At 64.3% G+C, this 26,963-nt stretch carries 27 protein-coding genes; 21 read left to right on the top strand and 6 right to left on the bottom strand.

What is annotated here, in order from left to right; genetic code table 11:
• Positions 1-2 precede the first annotated feature (2 nt).
• From prmC to ACFY5D_RS17175, 14 genes are all read left to right on the top strand, one after another.
• Positions 3-872 carry a peptide chain release factor N(5)-glutamine methyltransferase gene (prmC, locus tag ACFY5D_RS17110; protein ID WP_387532538.1) on the top strand — a complete coding sequence of 290 codons (870 nt, stop codon included), beginning with the start codon at positions 3-5 and terminating at the stop codon, positions 870-872.
• 21 nt (positions 873-893) lie between these two features.
• Positions 894-1,688 carry an L-threonylcarbamoyladenylate synthase gene (locus tag ACFY5D_RS17115; RefSeq protein ID WP_387532541.1) on the top strand — a complete coding sequence of 265 codons (795 nt, stop codon included), beginning with the start codon at positions 894-896 and terminating at the stop codon, positions 1,686-1,688.
• Positions 1,685-2,803 carry an MraY family glycosyltransferase gene (locus ACFY5D_RS17120; protein WP_387532545.1) on the top strand — a complete coding sequence of 373 codons (1,119 nt, stop codon included), beginning with the start codon at positions 1,685-1,687 and terminating at the stop codon, positions 2,801-2,803. Before ACFY5D_RS17115 ends, ACFY5D_RS17120 begins: the two co-directional genes overlap by 4 nt.
• Before the next feature lie 234 nt (positions 2,804-3,037).
• A complete protein-coding gene (locus ACFY5D_RS17125; RefSeq protein WP_387532548.1) occupies positions 3,038-3,466 on the top strand; it encodes a hypothetical protein in 429 nt (142 codons plus the stop codon).
• On the top strand, positions 3,450-3,686 hold the full coding sequence (locus ACFY5D_RS17130) for a hypothetical protein (protein WP_387532550.1): 237 nt from the start codon (positions 3,450-3,452) through the stop codon (positions 3,684-3,686). Before ACFY5D_RS17125 ends, ACFY5D_RS17130 begins: the two co-directional genes overlap by 17 nt.
• Positions 3,687-3,777: 91 nt before the next feature.
• Positions 3,778-4,584, top strand: coding sequence for a F0F1 ATP synthase subunit A (gene atpB, locus ACFY5D_RS17135; protein WP_387532553.1), 807 nt, complete (start codon positions 3,778-3,780; stop codon positions 4,582-4,584).
• Between the two features lie 99 nt (positions 4,585-4,683).
• The gene (locus ACFY5D_RS17140) at positions 4,684-4,899 is read left to right on the top strand and encodes a F0F1 ATP synthase subunit C (protein WP_387532555.1); all 216 of its coding nucleotides are present in this window, start codon (positions 4,684-4,686) and stop codon (positions 4,897-4,899) included.
• 73 nt (positions 4,900-4,972) lie between these two features.
• Entirely contained in the window at positions 4,973-5,527 is a 555-nt protein-coding gene (locus ACFY5D_RS17145; RefSeq protein ID WP_387532558.1) for a F0F1 ATP synthase subunit B, read from the top strand.
• Positions 5,527-6,339, top strand: coding sequence for a F0F1 ATP synthase subunit delta (locus ACFY5D_RS17150; RefSeq protein ID WP_387532561.1), 813 nt, complete (start codon positions 5,527-5,529; stop codon positions 6,337-6,339). The genes ACFY5D_RS17145 and ACFY5D_RS17150 overlap by 1 nt, the downstream gene beginning before the upstream one ends.
• Positions 6,340-6,453: 114 nt before the next feature.
• Entirely contained in the window at positions 6,454-8,091 is a 1,638-nt protein-coding gene (gene atpA / locus ACFY5D_RS17155; RefSeq protein ID WP_387532564.1) for a F0F1 ATP synthase subunit alpha, read from the top strand.
• A 78-nt stretch (positions 8,092-8,169) separates the two neighbouring features.
• Positions 8,170-9,063 (top strand): F0F1 ATP synthase subunit gamma, encoded by an 894-nt coding sequence (locus ACFY5D_RS17160; protein ID WP_387532567.1) that lies wholly within the window; start codon positions 8,170-8,172, stop codon positions 9,061-9,063.
• A gap of 58 nt (positions 9,064-9,121) precedes the next feature.
• On the top strand, positions 9,122-10,579 hold the full coding sequence (gene atpD / locus ACFY5D_RS17165; protein ID WP_387532570.1) for a F0F1 ATP synthase subunit beta: 1,458 nt from the start codon (positions 9,122-9,124) through the stop codon (positions 10,577-10,579).
• Positions 10,580-10,581: 2 nt separating this feature from the next.
• The gene (locus ACFY5D_RS17170; protein ID WP_387532572.1) at positions 10,582-10,866 is read left to right on the top strand and encodes a F0F1 ATP synthase subunit epsilon; all 285 of its coding nucleotides are present in this window, start codon (positions 10,582-10,584) and stop codon (positions 10,864-10,866) included.
• 7 nt (positions 10,867-10,873) lie between these two features.
• Positions 10,874-11,311 (top strand): DUF2550 domain-containing protein, encoded by a 438-nt coding sequence (locus ACFY5D_RS17175; protein WP_387532574.1) that lies wholly within the window; start codon positions 10,874-10,876, stop codon positions 11,309-11,311.
• Between the two features lie 153 nt (positions 11,312-11,464).
• Here the strand turns inward: ACFY5D_RS17175 and ACFY5D_RS17180 are convergent, their stop codons facing one another.
• The 3 genes from ACFY5D_RS17180 to nucS all read right to left on the bottom strand — a co-directional run bounded on the left by ACFY5D_RS17180 (position 11,465) and on the right by nucS (position 13,965).
• Positions 11,465-11,668, bottom strand: coding sequence for a cold-shock protein (locus ACFY5D_RS17180; RefSeq protein ID WP_068735141.1), 204 nt, complete (start codon positions 11,666-11,668; stop codon positions 11,465-11,467).
• Between the two features lie 211 nt (positions 11,669-11,879).
• A complete protein-coding gene (locus ACFY5D_RS17185) occupies positions 11,880-13,115 on the bottom strand; it encodes an N-acetylglucosamine-6-phosphate deacetylase (protein WP_387532579.1) in 1,236 nt (411 codons plus the stop codon).
• 154 nt (positions 13,116-13,269) lie between these two features.
• Positions 13,270-13,965, bottom strand: a complete 696-nt coding sequence (gene nucS / locus ACFY5D_RS17190; RefSeq protein WP_387532582.1) for an endonuclease NucS — start codon at positions 13,963-13,965, stop codon at positions 13,270-13,272.
• 90 nt (positions 13,966-14,055) lie between these two features.
• Between nucS and ACFY5D_RS17195 the strand changes: the two genes are divergently transcribed.
• Complete coding sequence (locus tag ACFY5D_RS17195) at positions 14,056-14,406, top strand: hypothetical protein (RefSeq protein WP_209996280.1); 351 nt, start codon at positions 14,056-14,058, stop codon at positions 14,404-14,406.
• Positions 14,407-14,418: 12 nt separating this feature from the next.
• Here the strand turns inward: ACFY5D_RS17195 and ACFY5D_RS17200 are convergent, their stop codons facing one another.
• Complete coding sequence (locus ACFY5D_RS17200) at positions 14,419-15,741, bottom strand: AI-2E family transporter (RefSeq protein ID WP_387532585.1); 1,323 nt, start codon at positions 15,739-15,741, stop codon at positions 14,419-14,421.
• 224 nt (positions 15,742-15,965) lie between these two features.
• On the opposite strand from ACFY5D_RS17200, the gene ACFY5D_RS17205 reads away from it, so the two are divergent.
• On the top strand, positions 15,966-17,675 hold the full coding sequence (locus ACFY5D_RS17205; RefSeq protein ID WP_387532588.1) for a hypothetical protein: 1,710 nt from the start codon (positions 15,966-15,968) through the stop codon (positions 17,673-17,675).
• Between the two features lie 125 nt (positions 17,676-17,800).
• The gene (locus ACFY5D_RS17210; RefSeq protein WP_387532591.1) at positions 17,801-18,724 is read left to right on the top strand and encodes a co-chaperone YbbN; all 924 of its coding nucleotides are present in this window, start codon (positions 17,801-17,803) and stop codon (positions 18,722-18,724) included.
• Between the two features lie 95 nt (positions 18,725-18,819).
• Here ACFY5D_RS17210 and ACFY5D_RS17215 read toward each other — a convergent pair whose 3' ends face one another.
• Positions 18,820-19,500 (bottom strand): hypothetical protein, encoded by a 681-nt coding sequence (locus ACFY5D_RS17215; protein ID WP_387532593.1) that lies wholly within the window; start codon positions 19,498-19,500, stop codon positions 18,820-18,822.
• Positions 19,497-22,139, bottom strand: coding sequence for an AMP-binding protein (locus tag ACFY5D_RS17220; protein WP_387532595.1), 2,643 nt, complete (start codon positions 22,137-22,139; stop codon positions 19,497-19,499). The genes ACFY5D_RS17215 and ACFY5D_RS17220 overlap by 4 nt, the downstream gene beginning before the upstream one ends.
• Before the next feature lie 147 nt (positions 22,140-22,286).
• On the opposite strand from ACFY5D_RS17220, the gene ACFY5D_RS17225 reads away from it, so the two are divergent.
• From ACFY5D_RS17225 to ACFY5D_RS17240, 4 genes are all read left to right on the top strand, one after another.
• The gene (locus tag ACFY5D_RS17225; protein WP_387532598.1) at positions 22,287-23,066 is read left to right on the top strand and encodes an ABC transporter ATP-binding protein; all 780 of its coding nucleotides are present in this window, start codon (positions 22,287-22,289) and stop codon (positions 23,064-23,066) included.
• Positions 23,048-24,616 (top strand): transporter, encoded by a 1,569-nt coding sequence (locus ACFY5D_RS17230; RefSeq protein WP_387532601.1) that lies wholly within the window; start codon positions 23,048-23,050, stop codon positions 24,614-24,616. The genes ACFY5D_RS17225 and ACFY5D_RS17230 overlap by 19 nt, the downstream gene beginning before the upstream one ends.
• A 73-nt stretch (positions 24,617-24,689) precedes the next feature.
• Complete coding sequence (locus ACFY5D_RS17235; RefSeq protein WP_387532604.1) at positions 24,690-24,986, top strand: DUF3039 domain-containing protein; 297 nt, start codon at positions 24,690-24,692, stop codon at positions 24,984-24,986.
• Positions 24,987-25,068: 82 nt separating this feature from the next.
• Positions 25,069-26,865: a DEAD/DEAH box helicase gene (locus ACFY5D_RS17240; RefSeq protein WP_387532607.1), complete on the top strand. Its 1,797-nt coding sequence runs from the start codon at positions 25,069-25,071 to the stop codon at positions 26,863-26,865.
• The last annotated feature ends 98 nt before the right edge of the window (positions 26,866-26,963 follow it).

Below are 26,963 nucleotides of genomic sequence, written 5' to 3' on the forward strand. Positions count from 1 at the left end.
CCATGTCCGACAAGTGTTTCGGCCAGCCGCTGGCTGAGGTGTTGGCCGAAGCCACGGCAGCCCTGGCCGCGGCCGGCGTCCCCTCCCCGGCGGTGGATGCCGAGCTGTTGGCCGCCCACGTGCTGAACACCAGCCGCGGGCGGCTTAAGAGCCTGCAGATGATGGGGGAGTCCTTCTCCATCGCGGACGATGCCGCCTATGCCAAGCTGGTGGCCCGGCGGGCGACCCGCGAACCGCTGCAGCACCTCACCGGTGTCGCGCACTTCAGGTACCTGGAGCTCGCGGTGGGACCCGGCGTGTTTGTGCCGCGGCCGGAGACGGAGACGGTGGTGCAAATCGCCGTCGACTTCGCCAAGGAGCTGGACTGCCCGCGCCTGGTGGACTTGGGCACGGGTTCCGGCGCCATCGCCGGTTCGCTCGCCCACGAGCTTGCCGGCGCCGAGGTGCACGCGGTGGAGCTCTCCGACCTTGCCTTCGTCTACGCGCAACGCAACCTCGCCCCGTTGGGGGTCCACCTCATCCAGGGCGACATGAGGGACGCGTTTTCGGAACTCGACGGCACCTGCGACGTGGTTGTCTCCAACCCGCCGTACATCCCCGCCAACGCGGTTCCGCGCGAACCCGAGGCCCGCGACCATGACCCGCAGATGGCGCTCTACGGCGGCGGCGAGGACGGCATGGTCATGCCGCGCGCGGCCGAGCGCTCGGCCGCGCGGTTGCTGCGCCCCGGGGGGCTGTTCGTGATGGAACATGCCGAGGTCCAGGCACCGCAAATGGCCGCACTCTTTGAAGAGGGCGGCGTCTGGAGCAACATCCAAACGCACCGCGATTTGACGGGGCGAGACCGCTCGACCAGCGGAATCCGCCGCTAGCAGGACCCTACACATGGAAGAATGGACAGCGTGACTTCACGTTTTGACGCCCTAGATAGCCAGCAACGGGATGCCGGACTGGCAGCAGCGCAGGCTGCGCTCTCCGCGCAACGTTGCATTGTGATGCCCACGGACACCGTCTATGGGATCGCCGCCGACGCATTTTCCGCCCAGGCGGTGTCCACATTGCTGGCTTGCAAGGGCAGGGGACGGAACATGCCGCCCCCGGTCCTGATACCCGCGATCCAGACCATGGACGGGCTGGCCGTCGATGTGCCGGACGATGCCCGGGCCCTTGCCGAGGAGTTCTGGCCAGGCGCCCTCACGCTGATCCTGCAGGCCCAGCCGTCGCTGACCTGGGACCTGGGGGAGACCCGTGGAACCGTGGCGCTGCGCGTTCCCGACGACGAGGTTGCCCGCGACCTGCTGGCCGTCACCGGACCGCTTGCCGTGTCCTCGGCCAACCGCACCGGCCAGCAGGCCGCGGCCACCGCGGCCGAGGCCTTCGAGCAGCTCGGCGAATCGGTCGACGTCTACCTCGAGGCCGGGCAGCGACCCGTCAGCGGCGAAGCCCTGAGCTCCACCATCGTCGACTGCACCTTGAACCCGCCGCGCGTGGTTCGCGAGGGCGCACTCGGCCTGGAGGCGCTGCGCGTGGTGGTCCCCGGACTGCTGGGCCTCGGCGAGGAACCGCCGGCGGCCGAAACCGAGCCGGAGTCCGCCGCTGAGCCGGAAACCGCAACAGGCCCCGAATCCGACGCGGCCGAAGATGCCGGGGAAGCCAGCGGGGCAACGGAGCCGGCCACCGACTCATGAGAACTTATCTCCTGCTGATTGGGGTCGCGTTCATAACCTCATACTTGCTGACGCCGGTGTTACGGGCCGTCGGTGCCCGGTTCCTGCCCGAGGATTCGGTTCGCCAGCGCGACATGCACAAGCGTCCGACGCCCAAGCTCGGCGGCGTGGCAATCATCGGCGCGATCTACCTCGGTCTGGCGCTGGCCAGTCAGCTGCCCTTCTTCGCGGGGATCTTCAAGAACCCCGAACCGATCCAGGGTGTGGCCATTGCGCTGGCCGTGGTGCTGCTCATGGGTGTCATGGATGACCTGATGGACCTGAAATGGTGGATCAAGCTGATCGGGCAGACGTCCATCGGCCTGATCATCGCCGGCCACGGCATCGTCATCAAGGCACTGCCGATCGGCTCGGTGAATTTCGAATCGCAGGTGGCGCGCGTCGTGGTCACGGTCATCCTGATCGTCTTGATCATGAATGCCATCAACTTCATGGACGGACTCGACGGGCTGGCCGCCGGGGTTTCCGCCATCGGCGCGGCAACGTTCTTCATCTACAGCTACTACCTGGCGACGCGCGTGAACGCCGAGGACTACTCGAACTTCTCCGCGCTGCTGTGCGCGATACTTCTGGGTGCCGCGCTCGGGTTCCTGCCGCACAACTTCAACCCGGCCTCCATCTTCATGGGGGAGAGCGGGGTGCTGGCGATCGGTTTGCTGCTTGCCGTGTCCTCCATCGCCGTCACCGGCGACGTGTTGGGGGAGGACGCCTTCCGTTTCCGCAACGTTCCCGCCTACATGCCCGTCATCCTTCCGGCAGCGGTGATCATGCTCCCGCTCCTGGATCTCGGCCTTTCCGTCATCCGGCGCATGTCCCGGGGGCAATCGCCGTTCCACGCGGACCAAGGCCACATGCACCACCGCATGGTGCAGGGCGGGCACAGCGAGCAGACCACCGTCATTCTCATGTACCTCTGGGCCGCACTCTGCGCCTCGGGGGTGATGGCGTTTTCGTTGTTGAACCGCAAGATCGTTGTGCCCATCTATGTTGCGGCACTAATTTCTGTGGGCTTCGCCACATGGTGGCCGAAGATCCGGCATGGCTACGCGCAGCGCAAGGCAGCCCGCGAGAAGTAGTCCGCGCGGTGTGCCGGCGTCAGGGGACTTCTCAAGTCGAGCAGCCGTTCTATCTCGTGTAGAATTCAATGAGGCTTCCAGTGGAGGCCAATCCCCATCAAACTCCTTGTTGCGCAGCTGCCCTGTGCCAGGGGCTGCAGTACGCAAGGGAATAGGATGCAGATGATCAAGCCGGTCCGCGGCTCGAAGACCAACGGTGCGCTTGCCGCCTCGTCGGCTCCGCGTTCCCCTTGGATGGGCATCCTGAAGACATGCACCGCCTACACGATCAGTGTCGGCGCTGCCGCTTCCCTGGTGCTGTGGCCGATTCTTGGCGCACAATTTGCTGGTTCCATCGGGTTTGCCGTGGGTCTGGTCATCATATTCTTTGGTGTCAGCCTGCTCATCGCCGAACTGGCTGGCCGATATCGAAGCGGCTGGGCCTTGCCGGCCTTCTTGTTCACCTACATGCTCAAGATCGTCGGCATGGGTTTCCTGGTTCTCTTTTCCGGGCTTCCCGACTGGGTTTACCGTCCCGCATTTATGTGGGGGGCCATCGGAGCCCTGGTTCTTTGGCAATTTGGTGAGATCCGTGCCTTCTCCAAGGCCCGCCTCCCCATCTTTGACGACGAAGAACCGACCCCGCCCGGAAGTGGGGAGGCCCAGCATGGAAACCCACGCTAAGCACCCCGATGAAATGCCTCATGAACGCCCGGTGCGTGAATTCATCAACTACATCGTTGGCGGGCTCATCGCTTGGGGTTTGATAGGCTGGGGTCTGGATCTTTTACTGGACACCCGATGGATACTCTTCGTTGGTGCGCTGCTTGGTGCCACCGCGGGATACTTCTTGGCAAGCCATCATCAACGGCACCGACGCCGCGAAGACAGTACCGAGTATTGAGATCGACCACCAGAACTTCACACGGTGAGCGGCGCACTGCGCCGAGTCACCAACTTTGCCCCATGACCGAAACTGCAGAGAGGACAGCGCGTTGACCGCGTTTGCGCTTCCGACGGCCACAGAACCATATGTCCCGCCGACGATTTCCGACACCCACCTTCCCGAGGTGTTTCCTTGGCTAGCCGAGTACGGGACCGGTTTCGGCAAGCAGATGATCATGATCATCCTTTCGATCATCTTGATCGTGTGGTTCTTCAAGTCCGCAATTAAGAACCCGAAGTTGGTTCCAGGCAAGGCTCAGTTCCTTGCAGAAAGCGCCTACGGCTTTGTTCGCAACTCCGTTGGCCGCGACATCATCGGCGAAAAGAACTTCCGCCCCTGGGTACCGCTGCTTTTCGCAACCTTCTTCTTCGTCCTGCTGAACAACCTCTTCGGCGCGATCCCGTTCCTTCAGCTCCCATCGTTCTCGCACGCCGGTTCGGCGTACGCCATGGCGATCATCATCTACGGCACCTGGATTGCCGTAGGCGTGAAGAACCACGGTATCCGCTACTTCAAGCTTGCAGTCGTTCCTTCCGGCGTGCCGGGCTGGATCATGCCGCTGATGGTGCCGTTGGAAATCATTTCCAACTTCATCGTTCGCCCGCTGACCCACTCGCTGCGTTTGATGGCCACCATGCTGGCCGGCCACATGATCGTGATGCTTGCCGCCACCGGCGCACGTCACCTGATCATGGTCCAAGAATCGCTGGCCATGAACGCCGTTGGCGTTGCGGTCATCGCCGGTTCCGTAGCGATGTACTTCCTTGAACTCTTGATCATGGTCCTGCAGGCCTTCGTATTCACCCTGCTGACCGCCATCTACATCCAGGGTGCCCTGGATGCAGACGCCCACTAAGCATTCGGGCTCGCACTAAACCAACACAAAGCTTTCCCCTTCATCAGGGAATGACCTCACAACCTGCCGACAAAGTGTCGGTATCTTGAAAGGAACGAAATGGAACTCCACGGCTCCCTCAACATGATCGGCTACGGCCTGGCTGCAATCGGTTCGGCCATCGGCGTGGGCATGATCTTCGCTGCCTACATCAACGGTGTTGCTCGTCAGCCTGAAGCACAGCGCATCCTTCAGCCAATCGCAATGCTGGGCTTCGCCCTTGCAGAAGCACTGGCAATCCTGGGCTTGGTCTTCGCCTTCGTCATCGGCTCCTAGTTTCTTTGGTGGTGGCCCTGCCACTATCGCAGGGCTATTGCAATTGGAACTTAAGAGATAAGGAAGAGTGAGAATGATCAGCAACGAATTGATCCTCGCATCAGGTGCGGGTGCCAACCCGCTGCTTCCGAACCCGTGGGAAATTCTTGTCACTGCTGCAGGCTTCGCTGTCCTGTTGTTCATCGTGGTCAAGTACATTGCCCCGGCATTCGAGAAGTCCTACCAGGACCGCGTTACGGCCATCGAAGGTGGACTTGAAAAGGCTGAAGCCGCACAGGCCGAAGCCAACGCCACCCTTGAGCAGTACAAGGCCCAGCTGCTGGAAGCACGCACCGAAGCCAACCGCATCCGTGAGGACGCGCGCGAAGAAGGTGCCCAGATCCTGGCTGAGCTGAAGACCAAGGCCTCCGAGGAGTCCGCTCGCATCACTGAGCAGGCCCACCGTCAGATCGAAGCCGAGCGCGTTGCAGCAGTTACCTCGCTGCGCGCCGAGGTCGGAACCCTGGCAACTTCGCTGGCCAGCAAGATCGTCGACGACGCTCTTGAGAACGACGAGCGCGCAGCTCGCGTGGTCGATAAGTTCCTGGCAGATCTGGAAAACCAGCAGAACGCAGGTGCATCGAACTAATGGCAGGTGTATCGAGCGAGTCACTCGCCGCGGCGCTGGCGTCGTTGGAAACCAAGCTTGCACACGCGTCCTTGGAATTGTCGACAGAGCTGTTCGGTGCCCTTCAGGTCATCGACAGCAATGCAGGCCTGCGTCGCGCACTGACTGATCCCGCCCGTGGGGCTTCGGACAAGGCAGGGCTTGTAGCCCAGCTGTTGCGCGGAAAGGTTTCGGCCGACGCCGAGGCCACCGTCGCTGGTCTTGCCACTTCGCGCTGGAGCTCGGCACGAGACATTGGCGATGCATTGGAGATCGTGGCAGCTAACGCTGCAATCATGGTCGCCGAACGTCAGGGCGGTTCCGCTGGCTTGGAGAGGCTCGAAGAAGACCTCTTCGCGTTCATCCGTGTTGTTGGGTCCAGTCATGATCTGCAGCGTGCACTTGATGATGCTCAGGCAACGACGGAAGCTAAATGCGCCCTGGCGCTGAAGCTTGTCCCGAATGCCAGTGAAGCATCTGCACTGCTGATCCGCCAGGCCGTCGCTTCGCCGCGTGGGCTCAAGCCCGTCGCACTGCTGGAGCGCTTCGTGGAATTGGTGGCTAAGCGTCAGGATCGCTGGATTGCCCAGGTAAGCGTCACTCGTGACCTCACCGCTGAGCAGTTCGCGCGCCTGCAGGCAGGCCTGAATAACCTTTACGGTCGAGACTTGAAGATCAATGTCAACATCGACCCGGAACTAGTCGGCGGCATCCGCGTGAAGGTGGGCGATGAAGTGGTAGACGCTTCCATCGCAACCCGCGTGTCGGATCTTCGCCGCCGGTTGGCAGGCTAGGTAGACCCCCTTCGGGGTCTGCCTGCCGGCCAGTCACCATAGACTGAATCAATTTTCGGTTACCGCACACGATAGAACCGCGGTAATCACAACTTAGGAGAGCAGGGACTGCAGATGGCCGATTTGACCATCAACGCCGACGACGTCCGCAATGCCTTGAATGAGTTCGCAGCGTCCTACGAACCGGGCAAAGCTGAGCGCACCGAGGTCGGCCGCGTAACCACGGCAAGTGACGGTATCGCCAAGGTGGAGGGTCTTCCCTCCGTCATGGCAAATGAGCTGCTTCGCTTCGAAGACGGCACCCTGGGCCTGGCCCAGAACCTTGACACCCGCGAAATCGGTGTCGTCGTCTTGGGCGACTTCACCGGCATCGAAGAAGGCCAGCGCGTAGAGCGCACCGGCGAGATCCTCTCGGTACCAGTGGGCGACGCCTTCCTGGGCCGCGTGGTCGACCCGCTGGGCGAGCCTATTGATGACCTCGGACCGATCGCGTCCACCGGTCGCCGTGCGCTGGAAGCCCAGGCTCCCGGCGTCACCGAGCGTAAGTCGGTTCACGAACCGCTGCAGACCGGCATGAAGGCCATCGACGCGATGATCCCGATCGGCCGTGGCCAGCGTCAGCTGATCATTGGCGACCGTCAGACCGGCAAGACCGCTCTGGCCGTGGATGCCATCATCAACCAGAAGGCCAACTGGGCTTCGGGCGACACCAACAAGCAGGTCCGCTGCATCTACGTGGCAATTGGTCAGAAGGCTTCGACCATTGCCGCAGTGCGCCAGACCCTTGAAGACCACGGTGCACTGGAATACACCACGATCGTTGCCTCCCCGGCATCCGATCCGGCTGGCTTCAAGTACCTGGCACCGTACGCCGGCTCGGCCATTGGCCAGCAGTGGATGTACGACGGCAAGCACGTTCTGATCGTCTTCGATGATCTGTCCAAGCAGGCCGAAGCCTACCGCGCCGTTTCCCTGTTGCTGCGCCGTCCGCCAGGACGCGAAGCTTACCCGGGCGACGTGTTCTACTTGCACTCCCGCTTGCTCGAGCGTTGTGCAAAGCTCTCCGACGCACTCGGTGCGGGCTCGATGACCGGTCTTCCGATCATCGAAACCAAGGCAAACGACGTATCGGCGTTCATCCCGACCAACGTCATTTCCATCACCGATGGCCAGATCTTCTTGCAGTCGGACCTCTTCAACGCCAACCAGCGTCCGGCAGTCGACGTGGGCGTTTCGGTGTCCCGCGTTGGTGGCTCGGCGCAGATCAAGGCCATGAAGAAGGTTGCCGGTACGTTGAAGCTTGAATTGGCTCAGTACCGCGACATGCAGGCCTTCGCCATGTTTGCCTCGGACCTGGATGCCGCTTCCAAGCAGCAGCTGACCCGCGGCGCACGCCTGATGGAACTGCTCAAGCAGGGCCAGTACGCACCGTTCGCGGTTGAGGATCAGGTTGTCTCCGTGTGGGCCGGTACCAACGGCTACCTGGACGATGTCCCGGTTGAAGACGTTCGCCGCTTCGAGACCGACTTCCTGGCTCACCTGCGTCACCGCACCAACGTGCTGACCGTGATTGCCGAGACCGGCAAGCTCGAAGACGAGACCGTGGAATCGCTCAAGTCGAACATTGCCGATTTCAAGGCTGGCTTCTTCGGTGAAGGCGACGACAAGCTTGTCGCCGCCGGACACGAAGAATTCGACGCCTTGGCCGAGGGATCCGTCGACCAGGAAAAGATCGTCAAGCAAAAGCGCTGACATCACCTTTGAGTAAGGGTTGCCGCGCCACCTCGCGCGGCGCGGCAACCCCTACAAAGGGATAAGGAAAGGACAAACATGGGAGCCCAGATCCGGGTCTACCGCCAGAAGATTGCATCGACGACGTCGATGGGCAAGATCTTCAAGGCGATGGAACTGATCGCTACTTCCCGTATTGGCAAGGCACGTGCGCGTGTCTCGGCATCGCTGCCGTACGCCAATGCGATTACCCGTGCTGTTACTGCCGTCGCGTCACAGTCCGAGATCGATCACCCGCTGACCACCGAGCCGGAGTCAATCCGTCGCGCGGCAGTTTTGGTGATGACCGCGGACCGCGGACTCGCCGGGTCCTACTCCGCCAGCGTCTTGAAGCAGGCAGAGCACCTCGTTGAATTGCTCCATGAAGAAGGCAAGGACGTCAAGACCTACTTGGTCGGCCGCAAGGCGCAGGCGTACTTTGACTTCCGCGGACGCGAATACGCGAAGGTGTGGACCGGTGGAACCGACGCCCCGGAGTTTGAAACCGCACGCGAACTGCGCGAGGTCCTGCTCAAGGACTTCGCCGACGAATTTGAAGTGGGCGGCGTGGATGAAATCCACGTTGTATTCACCCAGTTCAAGTCCATGGTCGTTCAGGAACCGACGGTCATTCGTTTGCTGCCGCTTGAGGTCGTCGAGGAGGAGTCCGAGACTCCTGCCGATGAACTGCTGCCGCTCTACGAATACGAGCCGGAACCGGAGCAGGTGCTTGACGCACTGCTTCCGCGTTACATCGAGTCGCGTATCTTCAATGCAATGTTGCAGGCAGCAGCTTCCGAGCTCGCAGCCCGCCAGCGTGCCATGAAGACCGCCGGTGACAACGCCAAGGAACTGATCAAGAAGTACACGCGTCTTCGTAACAACGCCCGCCAGGCCGAGGTTACCCAGGAACTCTCCGAAATCGTTGCCGGCGCTGACGCGCTCAACGGCTAACCGAGATCTTCCCAAACACTTACATCCACGCCATCTACACAAATGAAGTGAGAGAGAGATGACTGCCCAACTTAACGAGCAGGGTACCGCTGCCTCGACCGGTGCAACCGGCCGTATCGCACGCGTTATCGGCCCGGTTGTCGACGTCGAATTCCCCGCCGACTCCCTGCCTGCCATTTACAACGCTCTTTCCGCTGAGATCACCCTCAACGGCGAGACCAAGACCATCACCTTCGAAACCAGCCAGCACCTCGGTGACTCGCTGGTTCGTGCGATCGCCCTCCAGGCCACCGACGGACTCGTCCGCGGCACCTCGGTGATCGACTCGGGTTCCCCGATCTCCGTGCCAGTAGGCGACGGCGTCAAGGGTCACATCTTCAACGTCCTGGGCGAACCCCTCGACGTTCCTGCCTCGGAAATCCACGTTACCGAGCGCTGGCCGATCCACCGCAAGGCTCCGTCCTTCGCGAGCCTCGAAGGCTCGACCGAAATGCTGGAAACCGGCATCAAGTCGATTGACCTTTTGACCCCTTACATCAAGGGTGGCAAGATCGGCCTGTTCGGTGGCGCCGGTGTTGGTAAGACCGTGCTGATCCAGGAAATGATCACCCGTGTTGCACGTAACTTCGGTGGTACCTCGGTATTCGCCGGTGTTGGCGAGCGCACCCGTGAAGGTAACGACCTCTGGGTCGAAATGGAAGAAGCAAACGTACTGAAGGACACCGCCTTGGTGTTCGGTCAGATGGATGAGCCGCCAGGAACGCGTCTGCGCGTGGCACTGTCGGCACTGACCATGGCGGAGTACTTCCGCGATGTTCAGAACCAGGACGTTCTGCTCTTCATCGACAACATCTTCCGCTTCACCCAGGCCGGTTCCGAGGTGTCGACCCTTCTGGGCCGCATGCCTTCGGCCGTGGGTTACCAGCCGAACCTGGCCGACGAGATGGGTCTCCTTCAGGAGCGCATCACCTCGACCAAGGGCCACTCGATCACGTCGATGCAGGCCGTTTACGTGCCTGCAGATGACTACACCGACCCGGCTCCGGCAGCGACCTTCGCCCACTTGGACGCGACCACGGAACTTTCCCGTGAAATCGCTTCCCGTGGTCTGTACCCGGCCATCGATCCGCTGACCTCCACGTCGCGAATCCTTGACCCGCAGTACGTTGGTCACGACCACTACAACACCGCCGTGCGTGTTAAGCAGATCCTCCAGAAGAACAAGGAACTGCAGGACATCATCGCCATCCTCGGTGTCGACGAACTGTCCGAAGAAGACAAGATTGTTGTTTCGCGCGCACGTCGCATCCAGCAGTTCCTGTCCCAGAACACCTACACTGCAAAGCAGTTCACCGGTGTCGAGGGCTCGACGGTTTCCATCAAGGACACCATCGAAGGCTTCAACGCGATCTGCAACGGCGACGTCGACCACATCGCTGAGCAGGCATTCTTCAACATTGGCGGCATGGACGATGTCGAGCGCCAGTGGGCCAAGATCCAGGAATCGACCAAGTAATCATGGCCGAACTCCAAGTCGAAATTGTTGCTGCCGACCACTTCGTGTGGTCCGGCGCGGCAAAACTGGTCAAGGGACGTTCCAGCGAAGGCGAGATCGGGATCCTTCCCGACCACGCGCCGATGTTGGCCGTGCTGGCTGCCGGAGATCTGGAAATCGTACCGGTTTCCGGTCCCCGCTTCTCGGTCCAGGTTGACGGCGGGTTCTTCTCCGTTGATGCCAACCGCGTTGTGATCGTTGCCGATAACGCCGTCATGGCCGAATCTGCCCCGGCGGGAACTCGATAGTCCTGCCTTGAACGAACTCGGCATTCCTGTACTCATCGTTCTGGCAGCCTTGCTGCTGGTGGTGATGTTCTTGGGCGCCATGGGAGTGCGCCGTATTCAGTTACGGCGCACTCTTGGCACATTCGACGCATCGATCTCCACGGCCCCCGGGAAGTGGATGATGGTTGTTGCTCGTTATGGAGCCGGAGAGCTTGAGTTTCTCAAGCTCTTTTCCGTCTCCCCGATTGCGGTGCACAAGTTTTCGCGTAGTTCCATTGAACTCAATGGATGGCGAAAGCCCGCGGAAGAAGAAAAGCACCTGGTACAGCCTGGTAGCGTCATCGTGATGGTGACCTATGAAGGCCGAGAAATATTGATTGCCATGGACTACGGGACCTACAACGGTCTCTCAGCCTGGCTGGAGGCCGGCCCCGTTGCGGGCGTCGGCACCTGGCGGCAAGACTAAACGCAATAAAAAAGCAGTGGGGCGGGATGATGAATATCATCCCGCCCCACTGCTTTAACAATTCTTCGGACCGGGCCCCATTTGCATCCTTGGCCGGCGCACGAAGCGTCGGGGTGTTGCAACCGCCTGGGGGTTCAAAGATTTAGTGAAGTCCTAGAGACCGACAACGCCGGTTGCCTGAGGACCCTTGGCGCCCTGGCCAACTTCGAATTCCACGCGCTGGTTTTCTTCCAGCGTACGGAAGCCATTGGTCTGGATCTCCGAGTAGTGAACGAAAACGTCAGCCTCGGCGCCATCCGGAGTGATAAAGCCAAATCCCTTTTCGGCGTTAAACCACTTCACGGTTCCCTGAGCCATGTATTTCTCCTCATTTAGTGCGAAAAACCGGTCGGCACACCGTGCGCCGGCCGTGATTGGTACAGAAGTGAGAAGAACACTGACATGGCCTAAACCGCATCAGCCGCTTCACACCCGCAACCTAGCTTTGGCGGGTATGACTAACCAACACAAAGACTGAGTCCAGCATCACATAGCCATGTGATCTGGGTCAACACCTTTCGTGTTGGTGCTAAACAGAAACTTCATAAATTGATTCACCATTGCGGATGACCTGCACCAGGTTGAGGTTCTCGTCGAGCAAGAGCAGGTCGGCGACGAATCCCTGGTGGAGCTGCCCCGCCTCGTCGACCAGCCCAAGCACCTCTGCCGGGACCTTGGTGGCGGAGACCAGAGCCTCCGAAAGCGGGACGCCGCCTGCAACCGCCGAACGAAGGACATCGAGCATGGTGGCCGTGCCGCCGGCCAGGGAGCCGTTGGAGCTCAGGCGCGCCTCGCCGTTGGCGACGGTCACCTGGGCCGGACCCAGGGCGTAGTTTCCGTCGGCCAGGCCCGCGGCAGCCATCGAATCGGTGACCAGCGCGATCGAGTCGGCGCCGACCAGGTTGAAGACGGTGCGAACAGTCACCGGGTCCAGGTGCACGCCGTCGGCGATGAGCTCGACGATGATCTTGTTGGCAGCCGCGAGTTCCAGGCAGGCGGCCACGGGGCCGGGGGAGCGGTGGTGAAGCGACGGCATGCCGTTGAACAGGTGGGTCACGGTGGGGCGTTCGGTGAAGCCGTCCACGCCGGCGCTTCCGAGTTCCTCGCGGGCCAGCTCCAGGGAACTTGTCACCGTGGTGGCGTCGGCATCGGTGTGTCCCAGGGAGGGGACGACGCCCTGGGAGACCAGCTGCTCGAGCAGCGCGTCCGACCCTTGGCGCTCCGGGGCGTAGGTCATGGTGCGCAATTGGCCGGCGGAGGCCTCGATCAATGCGTCAACGAAATCGGGTTCCGGATCGGACAGGTAGGCGGGGTCCTGCGCGCCGCAGCGGATGTCCGAGAGGTACGGGCCTTCGGCATGGATGCCGGCGAGGTCGCCGCGCTCGGCGAACTCGGCGAGCACCCGGGCCGAGGCGAGCATGTCGTCGCGGTCCGCGGTGACCAGGGAGGCCAGCAGGGTGGTGGTCCCGGCTCGGTGCAGGAAGTCGATGGCCTTGCCGATGGCCCGCGCATCGCCGGACGGGAAATCCCCGCCCACGGCACCGTGGCAGTGGAGGTCGATCAGGCCCGGGGTAATGATGGTTCCGTCCGGGGTCTCGCGCAGTTCAAAGCTTGCGGCGTCGTCGAGGAAGGCAAACTCCGTTGCGTTTCCGGCAAAGGCGATGCGGTTGCCGTCGACTGCAATGATGCCGTCGGCGATTTCGGTTCCGTGCGAGAGGATTCGTCCGGTAAGCGCGTAGCGGGCCGGGGAAGCTGATGGAGTCATGACCCCATTCTAGGTGCGCGTGCCGGGCTGGCCGCGGATTGACGTCCCCAAATGGGGCCATCCCGTCCGGGTGGCACGTGGCCGGTGCCCCGGAAGCGACGAAGGGCTGCAGTCCTCCGATGGAGAGCTGCAGCCCCTTGGTCCGCGAGTGCTTCTAGAAAAGCCGTGCGGCGCTGTCGTCGACTCCACGCATGGCGTCGTAGTCCAGAACGAGGCAGTCGATGCCGCGGTCGGTGGCGAGCGTGCGTGCCTGGGGCTTGATCTTCTGCGCGGCAAACACGCCGCGCACCGGCTTGAGCAGCGGGTCGCGGTTGAGCAGTTCCAGGTAACGGGTCAGCTGCTCGACGCCGTCGATGTCACCCACGCGCTTGAGCTCGATGGCCACGGTGGAGCCGCCGGCATCGCGGGCCAGGATGTCAACGGGCCCGATGGCCGTCATGTATTCCCGGCGGATCAGGCTGAAGCCTGCGCCGACGGTCTCGATCTGGTCGGCCAACAGGCGCTGCAGGTCGGATTCGACGCCGTCCTTGATCAGGCCCGGGTCGGTGCCGAGGTTGTGCTCGGTGTCATGGATGATTTCCTTGATGTGGACCACCAAACGGTCATCCGACTTCTGGTGGGCGACGTGCCAGAGCTCGACGTCGCCCTCGGCGGCCTGCTCCTCGTCCGGTTCCACGATCCGCATGACGGCGGGCGGGCTCATCCAGTTCAGCGGCTTGTAGCTGCCGCCGTCTGAATGGACCAGGACCGAGCCGTCGGCCTTGACCATCAACAGGCGGGTCGCCAGGGGGAGGTGGGCACGCAAACGGCCCTCATAATCAACTGAACACTTGGCAATCACTAAACGCACACCGTGCACTCTACCGGGTTTCGGGCATCGGCAGTGGCCAAGAGTGTGCAGCGGCACAGGCGCCACCGGGACTTGGGGCAGAATTGAGATATGGCCCGCTCGAATCGCCCCCGACGTTCAACCGCTCCCGCACCGCGTGGGGGACGGTCCAATAAATGGACCCGTCCGGAGCTCGGAAGCGACGAGCCGTGGCTGGAGAAGGCCCGATACGGCGTGCAGCGACTGCAGGACGCCCCTGACGGACAGTGGCACGTGCGCAAGATTTCGGCCACCGGGGCCGCGAAGACCTACAAGTGCCCGGGCTGCGACCAGTTCATCAAGCCGGGCATCGAGCATGTCGTGGCATGGCGCGCGGACCACTGGTCCGGCGACGACGCCTCCGCCGCGGCCCGCAGGCACTGGCATTCCAAGTGCTGGGATTCCCGTTCCTACAAGTACTAGCCGACGGCGCTGCTAGCGCTGGTCCTGCCGGGCGATGAAAACCTCGCGCAGGATGAGCATGGCGGCGGCGGCCGTGGGAATCGCCATCAACGCCCCGGCGACACCCATGAGGGTGCCGCCGGCGATCACCGAGATGACAGCCACGGCACCGGGGACCGAAACGGCTCGCTGCATGACCCGCGGGGAGATGAAATAGGCCTCGAGCTGCAGGTAGCCGAAGTAGCAAATCGCGTAGATGATCGCGCTTTGCCACCCCAAGGTCAACGAGATCAGCGACACCAGGATGCCGGCGATTGCGGCGCCGATCAGCGGGATAAAGGCCAGAATCGCGACCAGCAGGGTGAGCAGTGCGGCGAACGGGACCTTGAGGATGCTCATGAGAATCAGTGCGACGGTGGCGTTCAGTACGGCAACGAAGGCTTGCCCCATGACGTAGTTGCCGACAGACCGTGTGATGGTGCTGCCCAGCTTTTCGGCCCGCGCCCGCTTGGAACGCGGCGCCAGCCTGTAGCCGAAGGCCATGAACGCCGGAAGCGAGGCGAGGAAGTAGATCGCCAGCACCAGCACGATGAAGACGCCGAAAAGCCCCTGGGCCACGACGGTGCCGACGCCGAGGACGCCGCCGAAGATACCGCCCACGGCGCCGGTATCGGAGAAGAACTTGCCGATTTCCTGGCTGATGCGATCGGAGACATGGTACTGCTTGTCCAGGGTGAGGAAGAATTCCGACTTCAGGAATTCGTCGACGATGCCCGGGGCCCGTTCGATGAACTGCGCCGTCTGGGTGACGATCGTCGGGATGATGATGCCGATGAAACCTCCGGCAACACCCAGCAGCAAGGCCATGGTGATCAATACGCCGGCGGTGCGTGACAGGCCCTTGCCCACAAAGAAACGCACCACCGGATCAAGCCCAAGGGCGATGAACAACGCGATGGCTATCCAGATGACCAGGGAACCCACGTTGGTGAGCAGGAAGAATCCGAGCAGTGCGAGCCCGACGCCGACGGTGAAGAGGAAGCCGAAGGCCACGGGGTGCGAGCGGGACCCGTTGAGGGTTTCCTGCTCGGGTTCCGGACCGTCGTGGCAGGGGGCCGGCGGGAACCCGAAATTCTCGGGAGGCTTGATGCGCGAATCCAGGGTGTGCTGTGCCCTGCCGATCACGCGGCGCCACAGCGGCGCCGTCGCGGCGGCCTCGCCAGCTTCTCGGGCGGCGGTCTGCGGCTGCCTGCCCGTGAGTTTCCCGGGAATCTCCCGTGAAGGGGCGCCAGGGTCGGTTGGGCCGTCGGCGGGCACTGTCGGTCCTGTGGGTTCGTCCGCATCATGAGTAGTCACAGCCCGAGCTTAATACCTTTTGCACTCTGCCGGAGGCATTGGGTGGCTTCATCGGGCGGCAAGGAAAAGGATTAGTCAGGTGCCGATGAGTCTGGTGGTTCTGGTTACATCTTGGAACACTTGGTAGTGCCCACTCGTTAGACTTAGGGTGTGCCACCACTTCGAATGATTTTTGGTTGGCGCACAGAGGCCGATTCTCGACCCCCGTTCCGTTAGGTGTAATTGTGCGAAAGATCATTTCAGCGATCGCGATCATTCTTGGGCTGGTAGCCCTGGTAGTGGGCATCGGTCAGCGAACCATCTGGGCTCCGCCCGAGACGCTGACCGCTTCCTTCTCCCAGCCGCCGGCCGCAGCCCCCGTGACACTCATCCAGTCAGGCGTAGGAACCGTTTCCGGTCAGCCGTCAGTGATCACCATCAAGGGCGAAGGCAAATTCAGCGCATCGATGGTGCGTAGCTCCGACGCCGAGGCATGGGTGGGCAAGGCCGCCCACACCAACGTCACGGGCGTCGACGTCACCAACAAGGTGCTTGAAGCGACTGCCGTCACCGGTGAGGACAATGTGCCGAACCCCGTCGGTGGCGACATCTTCGAAGCCACCGAAAAGGCCGACAAGACCATGACGTACCACTGGACGAACCCCGACGACGGTTCATGGACGCTTCTCGTGGCCGCAGACGGCAAGGCCGCTGCACCGACCGACATCACCGTTACCTGGCCCGGCGACACGGCAACCCCGTTGTCCATGCCCTTGATCATCATCGGCGCGCTCCTGATTGCCGGCGGCCTGGCCGGAGCGGTGTTCCGCCCCAAGCCGCGTGGCGGATCCGGCGGCGGACGCCGCGCGGCAGCCCGTGAATCCGAAGCTGCAACCGGAACCCTTCCGCAGGTCCAGGATCCCGAGGACCCCAAGGGTACCTCGACCGCGCAGAAGGTCGTGGCAACCCTCGGCGTCCTCGCCATGGTTGTCCTGCCCTCAACCCCGGCGCTGGCCAGTGCGACTCCGAGCCCCAAAGAGGGCGTGAACAAGGAGGAACAGGTTTACCCGGTCGTGATGCAGGGCCAGCTTGAGCGGATCCTTGAAGCCATCTCGAAGTCCGTCGCAACCGCCGACAAGTCAAAGGATGCCAAGGATCTCGACGAGCGCACCGCGGGTGCCCTGAAGATCCTGCGCACCGAAAACTACGGACTGCGCAACGACGGGGTGAAGGTTGATCCCGTGCCGGCGGTCAACACCTCGGTCATCCGGTCCGCGGCGGTGCCGACCCAGAGCACGGCATCGTTCCCGCGTTCCATCATGGTGGTCACGGCCAAGGACTCCGAGGCCTCGACGATCCCGATGGCGATGACCCTGACGCAGTCCGGACCGCGCGAGGACTACAAACTCGTATTCGCAACGCCGATGCTGCCGGGCTCGACCTTCCCGGGCATCGCCGTGGGCGACACTGCGGTGAAGATGGCAACCGGCGATGCCGAGGGCCTGACCATGACCCCCAAGGACGCGTTGACCCGGCTGGCGAGCGTCATGGATGACGAAAAGTCCAAGTACGCCGACGAGTTCTCCAAGAGCGCGTTCCTGACGCTCAACGCCAAGGGCCAGAACGAGCTGGTGAAGGCCAACAAGAACGCGAACATCACGTTCAAGCGCACCGTCAACGACAAGCAGACCACAGTCCTGGCGGTTCCCGGCGGCGGGGTCCTGGTCTCCGGTCACATCACGTCCGAGACCACTGCCAAGCCCAAGGAAACCGGCGGAACCATCGGGTTGGATGAGATAACCGCAAAGATCACCGGGGCCAAGGAAACCAAGAAGGGCATTTCCATCACCTACGGCGAGCCGGTGCTGTTGTACATCCCGGCCGCGGATTCCAAGGACAAGGTCAGCGTCGTCGCTGCCGAGGTCGTCACCAGGCGTGCCAGCCTGCTGAAGTAACCACGGCGGGCCCTTTCGGGCCGGCCGGCCGGGGCGAAGTGGATCGAAAGAAAATTTCGGTCCACTTCGCCTTTCTTGTTGACGCAGGTTTTCCCAGCGGGCGTGCAGCGGCCTAAAGTAGAGGCATGACCACCAGCATGCCTGAACCCACTGCACCATCCTCACGCGGCGCCATTGATCTGGCGGCCCTGAAAAAGGTCCACCCCGAGCAGATCGATGCCCCGGAGAACAATGCCCCCAGTTGGGTGCGCACGATCGACCAGGCGCTCTTCCCGGAGATCGTCGCGCTCTCCCAGCAGGTCCCGGTGATCGTGTCCCTCGGCAGCCCGCGTTCTCCGGCTTCCGTGCAGCTTGACGGGCTGCTGGCCTCGGTGGTCAACGCCAAGAACGGTGCGGTCGTCATGGCCACCGTCGACGCCGAAACCGAATCGACGATCGCCCAGGCATTCCAGGTCACCCAGATTCCCTCGGTCATCGCGTTGATCAACGGGCAGCCCGTCCCGATGTTCCAGGGCAGTGCCGAGGTCTCCCAGATCCAGTCGCTGCTCGACGAATTGCTGTCGCTGGGCATCCAGCACGGCGTGGCCGGAACCGTGGCCCCCTTCAGTACCGGGACGGCCGGCGCCGAGGCGCCGCTGCCACCGCTGCACCAGGCGGCCCTTGAAGCCATCGAGGCGGGGGACTTCCAGGCAGCCGAGATCGCCTACAAGCACGCCCTGAACGACAAGCCCAACGACACCGACGCCGCGATCGGCCTGAACCAGGTCCGCCTGCTCATGCGCACCCAGGACCAGGACCTGGCCGCGGTCCGCGCCGCGGGCGCCGCCAACCCCGACGACCTCGAGGCCCAGCTGGCCGTCGCCGACATGGACGTCGTGGGCGGGCACGTCGAGGACGCCTTTGGCCGGCTCGTGAACTTCATCGGACGCAACTTCGGCGACGAGCGCGAGGCCGCACGGGCACGCCTGGTCGAGCTGTACTCGATCGTGGGCGTCCACGACGAGCGCGTCGTGGCCTCGCGCCAGAAGCTGGCGCGCGTGCTCTTCTAGCACGAACCGGCGGTTGAACCCGCCGAGGCAAAGAGATGGGGAGGCCGGTCTTGGACCGGCCTCCCCATCTCTTTGCTACTGGCTTGCGGAACTGCTCAGCCTCCGGTCCAGCGCCGCAGCGTGCTGTTGAGCAGCCCGATGAGCACCGCGGTCCACCAGCAGGCCTGGGACACGCTGAGGGCGAGCATCAGCCGGGCACGCAGGCCGCGGGCGACCTCGCCGAACCGGGTGTTGCTGGGCATGGCCAGGAGCCGGTGCATGAGTGGCGCGATGGCAAGGCCGTTGAGCATGATCACCAGAACGCACACCAGCTTCACGCGCGTGGGGATGCTGGACAGGTCCGGGTTGATGAACGCGCCGGAGGCCAGCAACATGGCCAGGCCGCCCCAGATCAGCGGCTTGGCGGCCGACTCGAGCCGGCCGGGTTCGTGGATCTCGCGCTTGCCCAGCAGCCAGAGCAGGCCGATCCAGTCGATCACCAGGATGGTGCCGAAGGAGACGACCAGCGCCAGGATGTGCACGGCGAGCCCGATTCGGTGCACATCCTGGGCGGTGTCCAGGTTGTGGCCCACGAGCACGGAGGCCAACCAGCCGGCCACGCAAAGGAGGGCCGGCAGCGCGCCCAGTGCCCGACCTGGTGCCCGACCTGTCCGGGGTGCCAGGGCCTCGGGGGAAGGCACTGGCCCGCGGGGAGTCGCGGGCCCTCGGCTGGTCGCCTCCCCGGCGGGAATCGCGGACTCCTCGGCAGCGGGCGCCTGAGCCAGGGAATCGATCATGGCTGTTCCTTCGGGATGGCGTCGGTGGCGCGGGAAGGCCGCCGGTTTGCGAGAAGCCGTTCGACCAGGTTCATGGCCCGGGTGGCGAGGGCGCCGTAGACGATGCCGACAACGAGCGAGACGGCAACGGCCAGGGCCGGGTACTGCTTGTTGAAAAGCGGGAAGACCAACCAGTGGGAAACGTAGATGTACAGCGAGGCGCCGGCCAGCACCGATACTGCGCGGTGCAGGAAGCGCGGGACGGGGATGGTGGCGATCCAGATGACCATCAGCATGCCGACCATGATGGTGGCGTTGCGATGTTCGTTGGGGAACAGCCCGGGAACGGAGAGCAGCACCACCGCCGAGACTGCGGCGCGCTGCCACACGTTGCGGGAGACCGCGGCGGCCCAGCCCAGGGCGAAGAGCCACAGCATCGGACCTTGCCAGGACCGCGGGAGGACAATGACGTCGAAGCGCAACAGCAGATCAAGCCCGACAAGCACCATCGGGAACATCCAGGGCCACCTGCGCAGGGCCTTGTCTGCGGCGGGGATGGCCAGCAGCGCGGCAAGCCCCAGCAGGATGTAGACAAGTGCCTCGATGAACCAGAAATGCTCGTTGGTGCCGAACTTCCGTGTTCCCAGCAGCGAGTTCAGCAAGAGGATGTTTGTCCAGTTGTACTTCTCCGTAATCATCAACCCGAGCGCGACGACCGCCACGGTGGGAACCACGATCCGCACCACGGCGCGCAGCTGCCGGCGCAGCCGCTCCCGCCGGGTGCCCGCCAGCATGAAGCGCGCAAAGTTGAAGCCGGCAAGACCCATGAGCACATGGGCGGTGCCCTGCCATTCGAACAGGTCGATGTGCGAGGAGACGATGAAGATGATTGCCACGGCGCGCACCACGATCCCGGTGTCCAGCGGCGGCACCAGGGAACGCAGCGCGCGAAGGGCCTTGTTGCCCGTTTCGCCCCGGTGTGGCGCCTCGGCCAGGGCCTCCAGCTCCGCCACCTGCATCAGGTGCCATCCGGTCGGCAGGACGTCCATCAGCTTCTCAAGGCGGACGGAGGCCGCGACATAGGACAGCGAATCGCCGCCCAGCGACACGAACGTGTCGGCGCCGTCGATGTCCGCGCGGTCCAGCGCGTCGGAGATCGCCAGGCGGACGGTGTCCTGCCGTGGCGCGGCAGCCTGCGCAGCATCGGTGGACGTGGGCGTGCCGCCGGAGCATCGAGTGTCGTTGGAGCACGAGGTGCCCGCGGAAGCGGGCGTGCCGCCCATGGCCAGCACCGCCGGGTAGTCGGGTTTGCCGTTGGCCAGGCGGGGGAGTTCCTCCACCTGGTGCAGGGTCACGGTGCCGCGCGGCAGTCCGAGCTCCCGGGCCAGGATGCCGGTGAGCATCGGCAGGTCGTGTTCGCCTTCGACGGCGGCAACGATGCCCTCGTCGGTGCCGGCGACGGCCGCGGCAACGCCCAGGGCGGTGAGCTTCCGCTCCACCTGTCCCAGGTCCACGCGCAGGCCGACGATCTTCACGAAGCGGCTGCGCCGGCCGGTGATTTCATACAGGCCCTCGGGGGTGCGCCGGGCCAGGTCCCCGGTGTGCAGCTTTTCCACGGTGCGCCCGGCGGCGAGGTCCTCGGGGGATTCGGCGTAGCCGAGCATGACGTTGGGTCCGGTGTAGACCAGTTCGGAGGCGTCCAGCCCGGGGACCGGTTCAAGGTGGAACTCGCCGCCGGGGATGGGCACGCCGATGGACTCGGGGTGGGCCTCGGCGAGGTCCGGCGGCAGGTAGGCCATGCGCGCCGTGGCCTCTGTCTGCCCGTACATGACAAACAGGTCCCAGCCGCGGCTCTGGCCCAGCTGCGCGTAGGAGCGCACCTTTTCGGGGGCCAGCCGGCCGCCCGCCTGGGTGACGTGGCGCAGTGCCGGCAGTTCCATCTCGGCGAACCCGACCCGCTCCAGCAGGTCGAAGGTGTAGGGCACCGCGGCGAAGGACGTCACCTTCCGGGAGTGCATGAGCTCCCAGAAGCACGGGTCGACCACGGAAACGTTGGTCAGCGCGATCGCGGCGCCCACGGCGAGGTGGCTGTTGACCACCGACATGCCGTAGCAGTAGGACAACGGCAGCGTCGTGGCGGCCACGTCGCCGGGGCGCAGGTCCAGGTATTCGGCGATGGCCCGCGCGTTTGCCTGGATCCCTGCGGCGGAGAGGCGGACCAGCTTGGGGGAGCCGGTGGAGCCGGAGGTGCTCAGCAGCAGCGCCAGCTCGGGATGCAGCACGTGGCCGGTGCCCTCGCGCCGCTCCTGGATCAGTGAGGCCCGCCCCGCCGAGCTGATGACGACGTCCGGGTCGTAGGCCTCGACCAGCGCGGCCGAGGCGTCGCCCCCGCCCGAGGGAAGGATCAGCAGCGGGTGTCCGGCGGCGAATGCGGCAAGATAGGCCACCAGCGAGGGCAGGGAGTTCTCGGCCTCGAGCGCCACGAGGCGACGCACCGGCCCCAGGGAACGAGCGGTCGACTCCACTTGGGCGGCAAGCTCGGCATAGCTCAGCGACCCGCGGTCATGGTGGATCGCGGTGCGGTCCCCGAAGCGCGCCAGGTCGGCGGCGAAGGAGACTGCGGCCAAGGTGGAGGCGGCTACGTCAGTTTGTGTTGTCATCGCCCCACAATTTATTAGGCATGGCTAACCTAATGCAAATGGATTAGCTCCCGCGAGCATGCGCTTAGTTGTCAACCTTCGGGCTGACCTCCGGATTAGTCCGTTGGGATGACTCGTTGGGACATGTCACACTGGTACTTTTTAGCCATGAGCAACTCTTACCTGGATCCCGGCACGGCGGCCCTGTCGATTCGTTCGCTGGGCAAGCGATTTGGCGAAAAAGTCGCCGTGAACGGCATTTCCCTGGACGTGCCCACCGGTTCATTCTTTGGCCTGGTGGGCCCCAACGGCGCGGGCAAGACCACCGCGCTGTCCATGGCCACCGGCCTCATGCGCCCCGACGCCGGCCAGGTTTGGATCCACGGGATCGACGTCTGGGCGGAACCGGCGAAGGCCAAGGCCTCCCTGGGCGTGCTCGCCGACGGCGTGCGCCTTTTCGACAGGCTCTCGGGCCGCCAGCTTGTCACCTACTCGGGGCTGTTGCGCGGCATGGACCGGACGACCGTGGACGAGCGCACCGACGACTTGCTGCGCGTGCTGGATTTGGCCGATGCGGGAAGCAAGCTCGTCGTCGACTACTCCGCCGGCATGACCAAGAAGATCGCGCTGGCCACCGCGCTGATCCATTCCCCGCGCGTGCTGGTGCTCGACGAGCCGTTCGAGGCCGTCGACCCGGTCTCCGCCGCGAACATCCGCGACATCCTGTCCGACTACGTGGCGCACGGCGGCACCGTGATCGTCTCCTCCCACGTGATGGACCTGGTCCAGCGCATGTGTTCGCACGTCGCGGTGATCGCCAACGGCAACCTGCTGGCCGCGGGATCCGTCGACGAGGTCCGCGGCGAAATGTCCCTGGAAGACCGCTTTGTCGACCTTGTCGGCGGGCGCGGATCGAATGAGGGACTCTCGTGGTTGCACACCTCCTAAGCCTCAAGCTCCTGCTGCTGCGCAACTCCTTCAGGCGCAGCCCCTGGCAGCTGGTCGGCGTCATCATCGGCGGGCTCTACGGCCTGGGCCTGATCATCGCGCTCATTGCCGCGCTGGCCTACGCGGCCACCCTGGAGACGGCCGACATCCTCATGTACCTCGTGCTGGCCGTTTCGGCGATCACGCTGGGCTGGGCCGTCATCCCGCTGGTGGCCTTCGGGGTGGACCTGACCCTGGACCCGGCGCGCTTCACGACGTTCACGATCTCCCGGCCGAAGCTCGCCGCCGGTCTGCTGCTCTCCGGCTTCATCGGCATCCCGGGCCTGCTGACCCTGCTGCTTTTGGGATCGCAGTTCCTGGCCTGGCGCTTCGACACGGCGGCGCTGGTCGCCGCGGTGGTGTGCGGCGTGCTGGCTTCGCTCATGTGCCTGGCGCTGGCCCGGCTGACCACCACCTCCATGACGCAGATGACCGGCTCGCGGCGATTCCGCGACGTCGCCGGCATCGTCGCGATCGTCCCGCTGATCCTGCTGGGCCCGATCATCGGAACCGTTTCCGGCGGATTCGAATCGGCGCTCGGCTGGCTGCCGCAGCTCGCCGACGTGCTGGCCTGGACGCCGCTGGGTGCCTTCGCCGCGGTCCCGGGCGACCTTGCCTCGGGGGCGCCGCTGACCGGCCTGCTGCGCTTCGTGTTGGGCCTGGCCTACCTCGGCCTGACGGTGTGGGCGTGGGAGCGTTCCCTGCACCGGGCCATGGAGACGCCGATCGCCCCGTCCGCGAGCACCAAGGCGGTGGGGATGGGCCTGTTCAACGTCTTCCCGGCCACGCCGACCGGCGCCGTCGCGGCCCGCGCCCTGACCTACTGGCTCAAGGACCCGCGCTACGCCGCGAGCATCGTGATCGTCCCGCTGTTGCCGGTGATCCTCTGGTTCGCTTCCTCCAACTCGGGAACCGGATCGCTCATGCTGGGGCTCGGCCCGTTCCTGGCCATCCTGCTGGCCTTCTCGATCTCCGCCGACGTCTCCTACGACTCGACGGCGTTCTCCCTCCACGTGCTCACCGGGGTCAGCGGCGTGGCCGACCGTGCCGGGCGGGTGATCGCCTGCGGCATTTTCGCGCTGCCCGTGACGCTGCTGGCCACGATCCTGCCCCCGGTCTTCCTGGGGCGCACGGAACTGCTGCCCGCCATGATCGGGCTGTCCGTGGGGGCGCTGCTCTCCGGCTTCGGCGTGGCCTCGGTCGCCTCGGCCCGCTTCACCTACTCGGTGCCGCTGCCGGGGGAGAGCCCCTTCAAGACCCCTCCGGGCGCCGGGGCGCGCATGGCCGCGGTGCAGCTTTGCACCTTCGGCATCATGTCCCTGCTGCTGGTTCCGGCCCTGGGCCTCACCGTCGCGCAGCTCGTCACCGGGCAGATGCTCTACGGCTGGCTGGCCCTGCCCGTCGGGATCGTCCTCGGTGTGGTGCTGCTCATTGTCGGCATCCGGCTGGGCGGCCGCTGGCTGGAAAGCCGCATGCCGGAACTGATGCAGGCGGTCATGATCAACAAATAGGCATCCGGTGGTGCGACTTACCGCACCACCGGATTCACCCTGTTTCGGTGTCCGGGTTGTTAGACTGGTGGACATGAGCATGCCCCTAGATCCGTTCAAAGACGACCCGCGTACAACTTCCGGCGGCGGTGCCACGACCATCGAGCGCACCGAAATTGCCCAGGAAGTGGAGGCCGGCGACCACGAGCGCTTTGCCCACTATGTGCGCAAGGAAAAGATCATGGAGTCCGCCTTCTCCGGCGACCCGGTGATCGCCCTGTGCGGCAAGGTCTGGGTTCCGGGCCGCGACCCGAACAAGTTCCCGGTCTGCCCGGAATGCAAGGAAATCTACGAGTCCCTCTCCGGCGGCGGAGACAAGGGCAAGAAGTAACACCCCACACCAATCAAGTCCCTGGCCAACCCGTGCGCTTTTGCGCGGGCGATGGTTCCCGAGCGCCACGGAGGGTGTGTGCATGACAGATACGTTGTTCTCCATTGGAGAAAAACTGCCCATGGAGGATCGTCTTCCTCCGGCTTATCCCGAACGAGCGGCCTGGGGCACCGGCCCCAAGCTGCGTGCCTGGCAGGCAGAGGCCCTCAATAAGTACTTCACCACCCAGCCGCAGGACTTCCTGGCCGTGGCAACCCCCGGTGCAGGCAAGACCACCTTCGCGCTGCGCCTGGCCAAGGTGCTGGTCGACGCCAAGACCGTCAACCGCATCATCGTCGTGGCACCCACCGACCACCTCAAGAAGCAGTGGGCGGATGCCGCGGGCCGCGTGGGCCTGTCCATCGACCCCAACTTCAAGAACGCGGACGGCCGCCACGGCGACGGCTACATCGGCGTGGTGCTCACCTACGCCCAGGTGGCCTCCAAGCCGCTGCTGCACCGTGCCAAGACCGAGGCCGCGCGCACGCTGGTGATCCTGGACGAGATCCACCACGGCGGCGACGCGCTTTCCTGGGGCGACGGCATCCGCGAGGCCTTCGAGCCCGCCACCCGCCGCCTGGCGCTGACCGGTACGCCCTTCCGCTCCGACACCGCGGCGATCCCTTTCGTCGACTACGTCGAGGGTGCCGACGGCATCCGCCGCTCCAAGGCCGACTACACCTACGGCTACGGCAACGCCCTGAAGGACCACGTGGTCCGCCCGGTGCTGTTCATGGCCTACTCCGGGTCCATGCGCTGGAAGACCAGCGCCGGCGAGGAAATGGAGGCCCAGCTCGGCGAGGGCTTCACCAAGGACATCACGGCCCACGCCTGGCGCACCGCGCTGGACCCGGCCGGCGACTGGATCCCCTCGGTGCTTGCCGCCGCGGACAAGCGGCTGACCCAGGTCCGCCGCACCGTGCCGGACGCCGGCGGCCTGGTCATCGCCACCGACCACGAGGACGCCCGCGCCTACTCGGCGCAGCTGGAGAAGATCACCGGCGAAAAGGTCACCACGATCCTTTCCGACGACGCCGGCGCCTCGAAGAAGATCGACGAGTTCTCCGCCGGCGACAGCCGCTGGATGGTCGCCGTGCGCATGGTGTCCGAGGGCGTCGACGTGCCGCGCCTGTGCGTCGGCGTCTATGCGACGTCGACCTCCACCCCGCTCTTCTTCGCCCAGGCCATCGGCCGCTACGTGCGAAGCCGGAAGCGCGGCGAGGTCGCCAGCGTGTTCCTGCCCTCGGTGCCGATCCTCATGGCCCTGGCCAACGAGATGGAAGCCGAGCGCGACCACGCGCTGGACCGCCCCGAAAAGCACGTCGATGACCCGGACTACAACCCCGAGGATGCGCTTGTCGCCGAGGCCAACCGCGAGGAAAAGGCCAGCGACGAGCTGAACAAGCAGAAGTTCGAGGCCCTGCATTCCAACGCGTCCTTCGACCGCGTGCTCTTTGACGGCGGCGAGTTCGGCACCGGCGGCGCGGTGGGCTCCGAGGAGGAACAGGACTTCCTGGGCATCCCCGGGCTCCTGGATGCCGAGCAGGTGGGTGTGCTGCTGCGCCAGCGCCAGGCCGAGCAGGTCACCCGGCGCAAGGTCCGCAAGAGCAACGAGGAAGCCGCGGAGGCGCCGGTCATCGACCACCGCGCGCTCATGGACATGCGCTCGCAGCTGTCCAAGAACGTTTCGGCGTGGAGCGCACGCACCGGAACCCCGCACGGGGTCATCCACACCAAGCTGCGCGAGGTCTGCGGCGGCCCGGCCGTGGCGCAGGCCAATGCAGAGCAGCTGCAAACGCGCCTGAACAAGCTGCAGGGCTGGTTCATCGGCAAGAAGTAGCAGTGCATGCACCAAGGGTGCGCACCGAACGGAAATCATTCCGGTTGGTGCGCACCCTTTGTCGTTTGCGCGTGATGCCTGCTGCCCGTCGGGGTGTC

The sequence above is a fragment of the Paeniglutamicibacter sp. NPDC012692 genome (genome assembly GCF_042901625.1).
In the GTDB taxonomy this organism is placed as follows: Bacteria; Actinomycetota; Actinomycetes; order Actinomycetales; family Micrococcaceae; genus Paeniglutamicibacter.